Source organism: Mycobacterium sp. 852013-50091_SCH5140682 (assembly GCF_001665685.1).
Classification (GTDB): Bacteria; Actinomycetota; Actinomycetes; order Mycobacteriales; family Mycobacteriaceae; genus Mycobacterium.
This window is the reverse complement of sequence record NZ_LZTB01000131.1, coordinates 1-12,956: the sequence shown is the minus strand read 5'-3', so window position 1 is coordinate 12,956 and position 12,956 is coordinate 1. Positions and strand designations below refer to the sequence as shown.

Here is a 12,956-nt window from a genome sequence, read left to right as displayed (position 1 = left end):
ACTACAGCCCCCTAGAATGGACGCATCATGACCGCACCGGGGCACACCCATGTCCAGACCCCGATCGCGGGTCTCATCGAGCTGGCTCTGACCGATCCGTCCCTGCAGGACGTCATCCGTCGCGCCGCCGACCGACCCGCCGATCTCGCGCTGGTCGGCCCGGCCAGCGCGCGGGTCCTCGTCGCCGCTGCGCTGGCCCAGCACGGCCCGCTGCTGGTGGTCGCCGCGACCGGCCGCGAGGCCGACGACTTGACCGCTGAGCTGCGCGGCGTGTTCGGCGACGCCGTCGCCCTGTTCCCGTCCTGGGAGACGCTGCCGCACGAGCGGTTGTCGCCGGGTGTCGAGACGGTCGCGGCCCGGCTGCTGCTGCTGCGCCGGTTGGCCCGTCCGGACGACGCGACGCTGGGGCCGCCGCTGCGGGTCGTGGTGACGACCACCCGGTCGTTGCTGCAGCCGATGTCACCGGATGTGGTCAGCATCGAGCCGGTCAGCCTGTCGCTGGGCGATGAGGCGGACTTCGAGGAGCTCATCGTCCGGCTGGTGGACCTCGCCTACACGCGCGTCGACATGGTCGGCAAGCGCGGTGAGTTCGCGGTGCGCGGCGGGATCCTGGATGTCTTCCCGCCGACGGCCGAGCATCCGGTGCGGGTCGAGTTCTGGGGTGACGAGGTGTCGGAGATGCGGGCCTTCTCGATCGCCGATCAGCGTTCGATCCCGGAAGTGCCGGTGCAGACGCTGGTCGCGGTGCCGTGCCGCGAGCTGTTGATGACGCCCGAGGTGCGGGAACGTGCCGCGGCCCTGGCCGTCGAGCATCCCACCCACGAGAACAGCGTGCCCGGCAGCGTGCCGGACATGCTGGCCAAGCTCGCCGAGGGCATCCCGGTCGACGGCATGGAGGCGCTGCTGCCGCTGCTGCATCCGGTCGAGCCGACGACGCTGACGGCGCATCTGCCCGAGGGGGCGCCGGTGCTGGTGTGCGATCCCGAAAAGGTGCGCACTCGCGCGGCTGATCTGATCAAGACCGGCCGCGAGTTCCTGGAGGCGTCCTGGTCGACGGCAGCCGTCGGCGGCGACGCTCCCATCGACATCGAGGCGCTCGGGGCGTCCGGGTTCATCCCGTTCGACGAGGCGCGGGCCGGTGCCGTGACGGGCGGACATCCCTGGTGGACGCTGTCGCAGCTCTCCGACGGTGCGGCCACCGAATTGGACATGCGTCCGGCTCCGTCGGCGCGCAGTCAGCAGAGCTTGGACGAGATCTTCGCGATGCTGCGGGCCCACGTGGCCACCGGCGGCAGCGCGGCCATCGTCACGCCTGGCGCCGGTACGGCGCACCGCGTCGTCGAACAGCTCGGCGAATCCGATATCGCCGCAACGATGTTGGAGCCCGGGACGGCGCCCAAGCCGGGCGTGATCGGTGTGCTCAAAGGCCCCCTGCAGAGCGGTCTGATCCTGCCGGGCACGAACTTGGTGATCATCACCGAAACGGATCTGACCGGTAACCGGGTCACCGCCGGAGAAGGCAAAAAGCTTGCCGCCAAACGTCGTAACGTCGTCGACCCGCTGGCGCTGACGGCAGGCGACCTGGTCGTGCACGATCAGCACGGCATCGGCAAGTTCGTCGAGATGACCGAGCGGGTCATCGGCGGCGCCCGCCGTGAGTACCTGGTGCTGGAATACGCGTCGGCCAAACGCGGCGGCGGCGCCGACAGGCTCTACGTTCCGATGGATTCCCTGGATCAGCTGTCGCGGTACGTCGGCGGCGAAGCCCCATCCCTGTCGAAGCTCGGTGGAAGCGACTGGGCCAACACGAAAACCCGGGCGCGCAAGGCGGTTCGGGAGATCGCCAGCGAGTTGGTGGCGCTCTACGCCAAACGGCAGGCCGCACCCGGGCACGCGTTCGCGCCCGACACCCCGTGGCAGGCCGAGATGGAAGACGCGTTCGGCTTCACCGAGACGATCGATCAGATGACGGCCATCACCGAGGTCAAGGCCGACATGGAGAAGCCGGTGCCGATGGACCGGGTGATCTGTGGCGACGTCGGTTACGGCAAGACCGAGATCGCGGTGCGGGCAGCCTTCAAGGCGGTGCAGGACGGCAAGCAGGTGGCCGTGCTGGTGCCGACGACGCTGCTGGCCGATCAGCATCTGCAGACTTTCACGGCGCGGATGGCCGGCTTCCCGGTCACCGTGAAAGGGCTGTCACGGTTCACCGATCCGGCCGAGTCGCGGGCCGTCATCGAGGGCATGAAAGACGGCTCGGTGGATATCGTGATCGGCACCCACCGGCTGCTGCAGACCGGCGTGACGTGGAAAGACCTGGGTCTCATCATCGTTGACGAGGAGCAGCGGTTCGGCGTCGAGCACAAGGAACACATCAAGTCGATGCGCACCCACGTCGACGTGCTGACGATGAGTGCGACACCAATCCCGCGCACGCTGGAGATGAGCCTGGCAGGCATCCGCGAGATGTCGACGATCCTCACCCCGCCCGAGGAGCGCTATCCGGTGCTCACCTATGTCGGCCCGCACGACGACAAGCAGGTTGCCGCGGCACTGCGGCGTGAGCTCCTGCGTGACGGGCAGGCGTTCTACATTCACAACCGCGTGCGGACCATCGACCAGGCCGCCGCCCGCATCCGTCAGCTGGTGCCCGAGGCGAGAGTCGTTGTCGCGCATGGCCAGATGAACGAAGACATGCTGGAGAAGACCGTCGAGGGCTTCTGGAACCGGGAATACGACATCCTGGTGTGCACCACGATCGTCGAGACCGGCCTGGACATCTCCAACGCCAACACGCTGATCGTCGAGCGAGCTGACACGTTCGGACTGTCACAGCTGCACCAGTTGCGCGGCCGCGTGGGCCGCAGCCGCGAGCGCGGCTACGCCTACTTCCTGTATCCGCCGGAGCAGCCACTGACCGAAACGGCCTACGACCGGTTGGCCACCATCGCGCAGAACAACGATCTGGGTGCGGGCATGGCCGTGGCCATGAAGGACCTCGAGATCCGCGGCGCGGGAAATGTGTTGGGCGCCGAGCAATCCGGGCACGTGGCCGGCGTCGGTTTCGACCTGTACGTGCGGCTGGTCGGCGAAGCGGTGGAGGCATACCGCGCGGCGGTTGACGGGAAAACCGTTGCCACCGCTGAGGAAGCGAAGGAAGTGCGGATCGATCTGCCGGTCGACGCGCATCTGCCGCCGGAGTACATCGGCAGTGACCGGTTGCGGCTGGAGGGGTATCGGAGGTTGGCCGCAGCTCCCGACGAGGCCGCCGTCGCCGCCGTCGTCGACGAACTCGACGACCGCTACGGTCCGCTGCCCGAGCCGGCGCAGCGCCTTGTCGCGGTGGCCCGGTTGCGGCTGCTGTGCCGGGAGTACGGCATCACCGAGATCGGTGCGGTGTCGGCGTCGACGCTGCGGGTGTCACCGATGGTGCTGCCGGATTCGGCGCAATTGCGGCTCAAGCGGCTCTATCCCGGCGCGCACTATCGCGCCACGACATCGACGGTCCAGGTGCCCATTCCGCGGGCCGGCGACGGGATCGGCGCACCGCGCATCCGTGATCTCGAGCTGGTCCAGATGGCAGCCGGTCTGGTGCTGGTGCTCAATGGGAAACCGCCGGAAGAGATTGACATGACCAAGTTTTCCAGCGAGGCGCGACGATGACCGTTGTGCTGGTTGATCCGCGGCGCCCCTCACTGGTCCCGGTCGAGGCGATCTCGCACCTGGCCGGTGACGTCCAGTACACGGAGGAAATGCCGGTCAAGGTGCCGTGGTCGCTGCCTGCAGCGCGTCCGGCATATGACGGTGACGAGGCGCCGGTGCTGTTGTCCTCCGATCCCGAGCATCCCGCCGTCGTTGCGCGGATCGCGGCCGGCGACACGGTGATTTCCGCGCCGAAACATGCGGCGGGCGAGCGGCTGGTCGACGCCGTCGCCATGATGGACAAGCTGCGCACCGCCGGGCCGTGGGAGAGCGAACAGACCCACGATTCGCTACGCCGTTATCTGTTGGAAGAGACCTACGAGCTGTTCGACGCGGTCCGCGGCGGCAACGCCGACGAATTGCGCGAGGAGCTCGGTGATGTGCTGCTGCAGGTGTTGTTCCACGCTCGCATCGCCGAGGATGCGCCGGTGCACCCGTTCAGCATCGACGACGTCGCCGATGCGCTGGTTCGCAAGCTGGGCAACAGGGTGCCGGCAGTGCTTGCGGGGGAGTCGATTTCACTCGACGAGCAGCTGGCCCAGTGGGAAGAGCGCAAGGCGCAGGAGAAATCCGTCAAGGCACGCACGTCGTCGATGGACGACGTGCCCACCGGTCAGCCGGCTCTGGCGTTGGCGCAGAAGGTGATCTCCCGGGTGACCCAAGCCGGTCTCCCCGCTGATCTTGTGCCCGCTGCCATCACCACCATCTCTGTCACCGCCGATTCCGATGCCGAAAACGAACTGCGCACAGCGGTATTGGAGTTCATGGACACCGTGCGGCGGGTCGAGGCCGACGTCGCGGCGGGACGTCGCGGGGAGGACGTCCCCGAGTCGCTCGATGTGACGCCGTTGGGCACCATCACCGAAGCCGAATGGCGCGACTACTGGCCCGCTGACGACTTTGCGGTTGAGCCGGAGCCGGAAGTGTCGGCTTCCGAATCTGAGTCCGAGCCCGAGGGCGAGGACTCGGACGATTCGGAAACCGGCGACGCCGCTACCACCTGACAGGTCTCAGTTCGGCGGCCTTGGCGCGCAGCGCCAGCACGCGCTCGCGGATGCGGTATTCGGTGGAACGCGGCATCCAGGCCGGGCGGTAGCGGCCGTGCCTGATGCGGAACACCCGACCGTGGGTGATTTCGCACCGCAGCGCATCCGAAACCGCTTTAGACGGCCGGCCTTTGGTGGTGAACCCGTAGGCATCGAGTGCGTCGACCAGGTCGGCGACTGACTGTTTCCCATGTTGGAACAGATGCAGGGTCAGCACGTACCGGAGTTCGATTCCCTTGAGCAGCAGTTTGTCTGACATGACCGCACGATGCCACCGGGCACCGACATGTCGGCTGTAGTCACATGCGTCCCACCAGCCCCTGCGCGAGAACCATGTGACGTTGTGCCCGGCTATTAGCGACAAAGTCGCTGAAATCGCCACAGCTGCATCTCTTTTCACGGTGGCACCAGGCAGCGAAGCTCACCAGAACCACTGGGATCGCCAGCCGCATCTGTATCAGAATTCGGCGTGCCCGACTGCTAGCGACTTTGTCGCTCGCAGCGCGGGCACGTGATCAGTGAGGCAGTGCTGGTCTGGCGGTGCAGACGTGACGGATGGGATCGGCGGACGCGAGACCAGTGATGCCAAAGTTGCCGACGTGGCGATTTACGCGACTTTGTCGCTAATAGCCGGGCATGACGAGTGGTGTCGCGGGCGAGGTACGGGTGTGGCAGGTGTGACAACCAGCAGGTGTGACGACCAGCAGGTGTGACGACCAGCAGGTGTGACGACTAGCAGGTGTGCCCCTCGGCAGCGGAGGGATCGTCGCGGGAGCCCGTCGACTGGCCAGTTGTGCCACGCCAGCAGAGAAATCGCGTGTCATAACTGGCCACTCGGCGTGCCTGTCACCACAAACTGGGTTCCGTCACAAACCAGCAACGGCCAGGTCTCAGCTCGGTCGGGGCGCGCTGCGCGACGCGTGGACGCCGGCGCGCCGCATTACGGTGACGGGGCAGACGCGAAGGGGTGAGGCAGTGAAGGTGAGGTGGCTGGCTGCCGTCGTCATGGTGCTCGGTTTGGGAACCGTTGCGCCGCAAGCCAACGCCGAATGCGCGGCGACCGGATGTGACCTGCGCTCACGCCTGGCGACTGCGGACAACTACCTGGCGTCGCGGCCCGGCACGGTGGGCTACGTGCTGCGCGACCGGGCGACCGGTGCACGCTTCGCGAACGCCAACTCCGGCGCGATGATCTGGACGGCCTCCACCATCAAGCTGGCCATGGTCGTCGACCTGTTGACCAGAGAACGGGCGGGCGCGTTGCGGTTGTCGGGCAATGACCGGCAGCTCATGGTGAACATGCTGCGAGACTCCGACAACGACGCGACCGACTCGCTCTGGAGCCGCTACGGCGGGCCGGACCATCGGGCATTCAACGCAGACTTTCCCCGCTACGGCATGACGGACCTGCGGCCGCAGCCCGGTTTCGGGGACATGTTCCCATACTGGGGTTTTCAGAAGTCGACCACCAATGATCTCGATCGCCTGATGAATTACACGCTCACCCAACTGAATCCGTCCGACGCGGCTGCCGTCGTCGCGGAGATGCAGAAGGTCAGCCCTGACCAGCAGTGGGGTGTGTGGGGTGCAGGGCCGTCGATGGCACCCGGCAACAAGAACGGGTGGTCCGAGGAGCAGGGCGGCTGGGTCATCAATTCGGTGGGCTTCGCCGGCCCCAATCAGCGGTACACGCTGGCCATCATGAACGGGCTCAACGGCCAGGGTGGTTACGACGACGGAGTCGCGACCACCACCCGGCTCAGCCAGATCCTGTTGAGCCCCAGCGGCTGAGCCATCCGCGACGCGTCAGCTGAACAGCGTCGAACCCCAGTAGGCGGAGGCGTCGCCTTCGCGCAGACCAGGCGGGCACGCGAAGATCCCCGACCCGGTGTGGGTGATGTACTCGTTGAGCGCATCTTTGCGAGCCAACTCGCGCTGCATCGGGATGAACTGCTTGGACGGACTGCGCACGAATGCGATGAAGAACAGACCGGCATCGAGATGGCCGAATCCGTCTGAGCCGTCGGTGAAGTTGTAACCGCGACGCAGAATCTGGATACCGCCGTTGTGTTGCGCCGACGCGAGGCGGACATGCGCGGCCTTGTCGATCAGGGGATTGCCCTTGTTGTCGGCGATGTCGAAGTCGAGTTCCTCGAACTCTTGCTGCAACCCCATCGGCGCACCGCTGCCCTTTTGCCGGCCGATCACGCGCTCCTGCTCGAGCAGCGTTGTGCGGTCCCAGCTTTCGATGAACATCCGGATGCGGCGGGAGATCAGATAGGTACCGCCGGTCAGCCAGGCGGGTCCGTCACTGTCGGCGACCCACACGTTCTGGTTGAGTAGATCGGTTTCGTCGGACTTCAGGTTGGCAGTTCCGTCCCTGAACCCGAACAGGTTTCGCGGCGTCGCCTGGTCCCGGGTGGTCGATGACGTGCGGCCGAATCCCAGCTGGGAGTAGCGCACGGCGACGGTGCCGAAGCCGATGCGGGCGAGGTTGCGGATGGCGTGCACGGCGACTTGGGGATCGTTGGCACAGGCTTGCACACAGATGTCGCCGCCACAGCGGGCCGGGTCCATCGTCTCGTTGGGGAACTTCGGCAGGTCTTCCAGCTCGGCGGGCCGTTGCTTGGCGATGCCGAAGCGGTCCTTGCCGTCCTTGAGGAAGAACGATGGGCCGAAGCCGATCGTCAGCGTCAACTGCGACGCGGGCAGGCCCAGCGCCTCACCGGTGTCCGACGGGGGGGCATACGGATTACCGTCGACGGCTCCGCCGACCTCGGTCTCCTCGCCGCGGGTCATCCGTTCGGCCATCCGGGTCCACTGCTTGAGCAGGTTGATCACGTCGGCGCGGTTGTCGGTGGTGACGTCAAAGGAGCAGAAGTGCATCCGGTCCTGCGCCTCGGTGACGATGCCTGCTTGGCGCTCACCGCGAAACGGGACGGGGCCCGTCAGGGCGCCGTGGGGTGTGCTGGCTGCCGACGCCCGGCCGGCCAGCGCACCCGCGCTGGCCGCGCCGACTACCGCCGCGGTGACCCCGGCCGCACCGAACAGCTTGCGGCGAGAGAAGCCGCCTGCGGCCGGGGTTGCGGCGGCGTCATGCGACGGGGTCTCACTGGTGGGCGATGACACCTTGCACCTGGCTCACCTCGTTGCTCAGCGCGTCGATGGCGCGAGACAGTTCCTGGCGCTGCGCATCGGTCACTTTGTCGTAGGACACGAAACCGTCGCCGTCGCGGTACTTCTCGAGCAGCTTCTCCACCTCGGCGAACCGCTGGTCGACCCGCTTGCCCAGATCGGCGTTGCGCTCGTCGAGGATCGGCCGCACCGAGGCGACCGCGGTCTGCGAGCCCTCGACGTTGGCCTTGAAGTCCCACAGGTCGGTGTGGCTGAAGATGTCCTCTTCACCGCTGATCTTGCTCTTGGCGATCTCGTCGAGCAGGCCTTGGGCGCCACCGGCGATCTGGGTGGAATCGATCGTCCACGTCGGCGCCTTCACGCCCGCATCGAGTTCCTTGACGTCGGCCAGCAACTGGTCGGCGACGGCGGCGGAGTCGGGCTGCAGGCCGCTGACCCACAGTTCTTTCTCCAAGCGGTGGAAGCCGGTCCACTTCTGGCCCGGTTCCAGATCGGCTTCACGTAGGTCGACGCGCGGGTCGAGATCGTTGGGGAACGACTCGGCGACCGGCTCGATGCGTTCGTAGTAGGTGCGGGTGGTCGGGTAGAGCGCCTTGGCCTTCGCGATGTCCTTGGCCTTGATCGCTGCCACGAATGCCTCGGTCGCGGGCACCAGAGCATCGGTCTGGCTGTTCACGTACCGCTTGTAGCTGTCGGCGGCCTCTTTGAACTTGCCCTCGGTGTCTATCTTCACCGCGTCACCGGTCACGGTGAAGTCGCCACGGATGCCTTCGCCGACCATCCCGGGGCGGCATGAGGTCTGGTAGGTGCCGGGCTCGGTGAGCTGCACGATGAGCTGGCGCTTGAGGCCGGGGGAGATGTTCTCCACTTCGCCCATCACCCGCTCGCCCTCGCCGTAGACGTAGAACTCGGTGACCTTGTCGCCGCTGTTGTTCACCACGAACGTCGTTGGGCCCGTCGTGGCGGTAGTGCCGGAGAGCTTGCACCCGGTCTCGGACGCATCGACCGTGATCGGAGCGGCCTTGTCCTTGCCTTCCGCGCTGGGGCTGGAATCCTTCGCCTGGCAGCTGGCCAGGGAGAACCCGGCCAGCAGCGCGGCGGTTGCCGCCACCCCGGTTTTCACGGCAGGTGTGAACTTCACTTGGTCGACCTTTCGGCTGAGGGAGAGGGTTCCGGGTCGGCAGTCGACTCGGCGGTGTCGGGAGTCTGGGACGGAGCCGGCTTGGCCGGGGTGCGGGCGCCGACGGGGCGGAAGAACAAGGCCAGCACGATGGCCAGATAGGCCAGCCACGCGGCGAGTTGCAGCACGGTCGGGGTCGGGTCGATGTTGAAGACGCCCTGGATGATCTCGCCGTACCAGGCGGACCAGTCGAATGCACCGCTCATGTCGAAGGCGACCGAGCCGAGGCCGGGGATCCAGCCGACTGTCTGCAAGGCCTTGATGCCGTACGCCAGGATTCCGGCGGCGACGACGATGAGGAAGGCGCCGGTGTAGGTGAAGAACTTGGCGAGGTTGATGCGGACCGCGCCGGCGTACATGCCGTAGGCGATGGCAGTGGCGATCAGCACGCCGACGATCAGCCCGATGAGCGGCCACAGGGTCTCGGCTTCGGCGTAGCCGACCATGAACAGTGCGGTCTCCACGCCTTCGCGGCCCACCGCGAAGAACGCGAGCAGCGCGACGGCGACTCCGCCGGTTTCCAGTGCCTGCGACATGCCGCTACGCAGTTCGCCGGATATCGACGCGGCGGCCTTGCGCATCCAGAGCACCATCGTGGTGACGATGACGACGGCCACCAGCGATGCGACGCCTGCGATGGCTTCGGCGCCCAGGCCGCTGATGGTGTTTTCTCCCAGCTGAATCACCAGGAAGACGGTGATGGTCATGGTGATGGCTGCGGCGACGCCCAGCCACACCCATTTCAGGGCGTCGCGGCGGTCGGACTTGACCAGGAAGGCCACCAGGATCGATACGACGATCGCCGTTTCCAGGCCCTCGCGCAGCCCGATCAAACCACTGCCGAACAGCTGTGATGTGACGTTTGATGCGGCCAGGATGGTCGTCGCAGCGTCTGCGCTGGCAATCATGTGTAGCGTCCTCGCTAGACCGGGTAGATAAACATAGCCTTGGCTTGCCATAGCAAGGCGTGCCTCACCTTAGCAGGGGCTGAGGAGTGCCTGGATATGTTCGAGCCGGGGGGACCGTCGGACGCATGGCACATCGGACGCATGGGACGATGGGGGCCGAGTAGAGCAGGGGTTGAGGGAGTCCAGTGTCGCCAGTTCGATGGCTGCGGGCTGTCGCAGTGATTGTGGCGGCAGCGCTGCTGATGGCTTCCAGCTGCTCGTGGCAGCTCGGCATCCCGATTCCTGACGGTGTGCCGCCGCCCGCGGGTGATCGGGTGCCCGCCGTCGACACCTACGCCAAGGGCCGTCCCGCCGACCAGCTGCACGAGTGGGCCGCCGAGCGCGCACCCAAACTGGGCATGCCGATCAACGCGCTGGAGGCCTACGCCTACGCAGCGCGCGTCGCCGAGGTCGAGAACCCGAACTGCAGGCTGGCCTGGACCACCCTGGCCGGGATCGGGATGGTGGAGAGCCACCACGGCACCTACCGCGGCGCCATGATCGCGCCGAACGGCGACGTGACTCCACCGATCCGCGGCGTGCAGCTCGACGGCACCTCCGGCAATCTGCACATCGCCGACACCGACCACGGCCTGCTCGACGGCGACGCGACGCTGGACCGGGCGATGGGGCCGATGCAGTTCATCCCCGAAACCTGGCGCTTGTTCGGAGTGGACGGCAACAACGACGGCAAAGTCAGTCCCGACAACTTCGACGACGCCGCGTTGTCCGCGGCCGGCTACCTCTGCTGGAACGGCAAGAACCTGTCGACGCCCCGCGGTTGGATGAAGGCCCTGAGGGCATATAACAACTCTGACCAGTACGCCCGTACTGTGCGCGACTGGGCGACGGCGTACGCGAGCGGCCACCCCCTCTGACACGCCGCGCCGCCACTCAGGCTCTAGGCTTACCCAGCAGGATCCACGGACGACGCAATAAGGAGCAAGCCAGTGCCCATCATCGAGCAGGTTGGAGCCCGCGAGATTCTCGATTCGCGCGGCAACCCGACGGTCGAGGTCGAAGTCGCCCTGACCGACGGCACGTTCGCCAGGGCCGCGGTGCCTTCCGGAGCGTCGACCGGTGAGCACGAGGCTGTCGAGTTGCGCGACGGCGCAGCCCGCTACGGCGGCAAGGGTGTCGAGAAGGCAGTCGAGGCCGTGCTCGACGAGATTGCTCCCGCCGTGATCGGCCTCGGCGCCGACGATCAGCGCCTTGTCGATCAGGCCCTGCTTGACCTCGACGGCACCCCGGACAAGTCGCGCCTCGGCGCCAACGCCATTCTCGGTGTGTCCCTGGCCGTTTCAAAGGCTGCCGCGGAGTCTGCCGGATTGCCGCTGTTCCGCTACATCGGCGGACCCAACGCCCACATCCTTCCCGTGCCGATGATGAACATCCTCAACGGTGGCGCGCACGCCGACACCGGCGTGGATGTCCAGGAGTTCATGGTGGCTCCGATCGGCGCACCGTCGTTCAAAGAGGCACTGCGCTGGGGCGCCGAGGTCTACCACGCGCTGAAGTCGGTGCTCAAGAAGCAGGGCCTGGCCACCGGTCTCGGTGACGAAGGCGGCTTCGCGCCGGACGTGGCCGGAACCAGGGCCGCGCTGGACCTGATCTCGTCGGCCATCGAGACCACCGGGTTCTCCCTCGGCACCGATGTGGCCCTGGCCCTCGACGTGGCCGCCACCGAATTCTTCACCGACGGAACGGGTTACGCCTTCGAGAAGGAAACGCGCAGCGCCGAGCAGATGTCCGAGTTCTACGCCGGGCTGCTCGACAGCTACCCGCTGGTGTCCATCGAGGACCCGCTGTCCGAGGATGATTGGGACGGCTGGGTGTCGCTCACCTCGGCCATCGGCGACCGCGTCCAGCTCGTCGGCGACGACCTGTTCGTCACCAACCCGGAGCGCCTGGAAGAGGGCATCGAAAAGGGTGCAGCCAACGCGCTGCTGGTGAAGGTCAACCAGATCGGCACGCTCACCGAGACTCTGGATGCCGTGGCACTGGCCCACAACAGCGGCTACCGCACCATGATGAGCCACCGCAGCGGTGAGACCGAGGACACCACCATCGCCGATCTTGCGGTCGCGGTGGGCAGCGGTCAGATCAAGACCGGTGCGCCGGCCCGCAGCGAGCGGGTGGCCAAGTACAACCAGCTGCTGCGTATCGAGGAACTCCTCGGCGACGCGGCCCGCTACGCCGGTGATCTGGCTTTCCCGCGTTTCGCTGTGGAGGCCAAATAATCGGGTCCGGCCCGATGCGGTGGTGATCTGATGCCCGAAGCGAAGCGACCCGATCCCAAGCGGCGGTCCCCGGCCTCCCGGCCGGGGGCCCCGGGCAAGAACGGCGGGTCGAATCGTCCCCGCGCCGGCCAGGCGCGGCGGCGGGTGTCGGAGCCACGCGCCTCGGCACCGGAGCCGGTGGCCGAGGAGAGTATCACCAAAGCCATTGCGGTACAGGCTGAACAGCAAGCCGAGCTGCAGTCCGAGCAGCGCTTCGGGTCTGCGGCGCGGCGCGCGGCGATCCTGGCCGCGGTGGTGTGTGTGCTTACTCTGACCATCGCGGGGCCGGTGCGCACGTACTTCGCACAGCGGACGGAAATGAAGCAGCTCAAGGCAACCGAGGAGCAGCTGCGGTCCCAGATCGCCGAGCTGGAACAGCAGAAGGTCAAGCTCGCCGACCCGGTGTTCATCGCGGCGCAGGCGCGTGAGCGGCTCGGCTTCGTCATGCCCGGCGATACGCCGTATCAGGTGCAGTTGCCGCCCACCGCCGCGGTGCCGAACACGCCGGGCCCCATCGCACCGGGTTCCACCACGCCCGCGGGCCAGCCCTGGTACACCTCGCTGTGGCACACGATCGCCGATCAGCCGCACGGGGTTTCGCCGACCATCGCGCCCGCCCCGCCTGCCCCTGTCTCTTATACACATCTGACGCTGCCGACGATCGCAT

Annotated in this window: 10 protein-coding genes; 6 read left to right on the top strand and 4 right to left on the bottom strand. The window is 66.9% G+C overall.

Features of this window, described 5'->3' with window-relative positions; translation table 11 throughout:
- Nucleotides 1-27 precede the first annotated feature (27 nt).
- Nucleotides 28-3,663, top strand: coding sequence for a transcription-repair coupling factor (gene mfd, locus A5784_RS35620; RefSeq protein WP_064949572.1), 3,636 nt, complete (start codon nt 28-30; stop codon nt 3,661-3,663).
- Nucleotides 3,660-4,706 (top strand): nucleoside triphosphate pyrophosphohydrolase, encoded by a 1,047-nt coding sequence (locus A5784_RS35615; protein ID WP_064949571.1) that lies wholly within the window; start codon nt 3,660-3,662, stop codon nt 4,704-4,706. Before mfd ends, A5784_RS35615 begins: the two co-directional genes overlap by 4 nt.
- Here the strand turns inward: A5784_RS35615 and A5784_RS35610 are convergent.
- A complete protein-coding gene (locus tag A5784_RS35610) occupies nt 4,696-5,007 on the bottom strand; it encodes a hypothetical protein (RefSeq protein ID WP_064949570.1) in 312 nt (103 codons plus the stop codon). The two genes, A5784_RS35615 and A5784_RS35610, sit on opposite strands and share 11 nt — an antisense overlap.
- A gap of 746 nt (nt 5,008-5,753) precedes the next feature.
- Here A5784_RS35610 and A5784_RS35605 point away from each other — a divergent pair.
- The gene (locus A5784_RS35605) at nt 5,754-6,539 is read left to right on the top strand and encodes a serine hydrolase (RefSeq protein ID WP_502687564.1); all 786 of its coding nucleotides are present in this window, start codon (nt 5,754-5,756) and stop codon (nt 6,537-6,539) included.
- 15 nt (nt 6,540-6,554) lie between these two features.
- On the opposite strand, the gene efeB is transcribed toward A5784_RS35605, so the two are convergent.
- Genes efeB through efeU form a run of 3 tightly spaced genes read right to left on the bottom strand, consistent with a single transcriptional unit; the run spans nt 6,555 to nt 9,971 of the window.
- A complete protein-coding gene (efeB, locus tag A5784_RS35600; protein ID WP_064949568.1) occupies nt 6,555-7,877 on the bottom strand; it encodes an iron uptake transporter deferrochelatase/peroxidase subunit in 1,323 nt (440 codons plus the stop codon).
- Nucleotides 7,858-9,024 carry an iron uptake system protein EfeO gene (gene efeO / locus A5784_RS35595; protein ID WP_064949567.1) on the bottom strand — a complete coding sequence of 389 codons (1,167 nt, stop codon included), beginning with the start codon at nt 9,022-9,024 and terminating at the stop codon, nt 7,858-7,860. Before efeO ends, efeB begins: the two co-directional genes overlap by 20 nt.
- Nucleotides 9,021-9,971: an iron uptake transporter permease EfeU gene (gene efeU / locus A5784_RS35590; RefSeq protein WP_064949566.1), complete on the bottom strand. Its 951-nt coding sequence runs from the start codon at nt 9,969-9,971 to the stop codon at nt 9,021-9,023. Before efeU ends, efeO begins: the two co-directional genes overlap by 4 nt.
- 185 nt (nt 9,972-10,156) lie before the next feature.
- On the opposite strand from efeU, the gene A5784_RS35585 reads away from it, so the two are divergent.
- The 3 genes from A5784_RS35585 to A5784_RS35575 all read left to right on the top strand — a co-directional run.
- Nucleotides 10,157-10,888 (top strand): lytic transglycosylase domain-containing protein, encoded by a 732-nt coding sequence (locus A5784_RS35585; protein WP_064949565.1) that lies wholly within the window; start codon nt 10,157-10,159, stop codon nt 10,886-10,888.
- Nucleotides 10,889-10,960: 72 nt separating this feature from the next.
- Nucleotides 10,961-12,250 carry a phosphopyruvate hydratase gene (eno, locus tag A5784_RS35580; protein WP_064949564.1) on the top strand — a complete coding sequence of 430 codons (1,290 nt, stop codon included), beginning with the start codon at nt 10,961-10,963 and terminating at the stop codon, nt 12,248-12,250.
- 30 nt (nt 12,251-12,280) lie between these two features.
- On the top strand, nt 12,281-12,956 hold a 676-nt coding region (locus A5784_RS35575), incomplete at its 3' end, for an FtsB family cell division protein (RefSeq protein WP_156750953.1).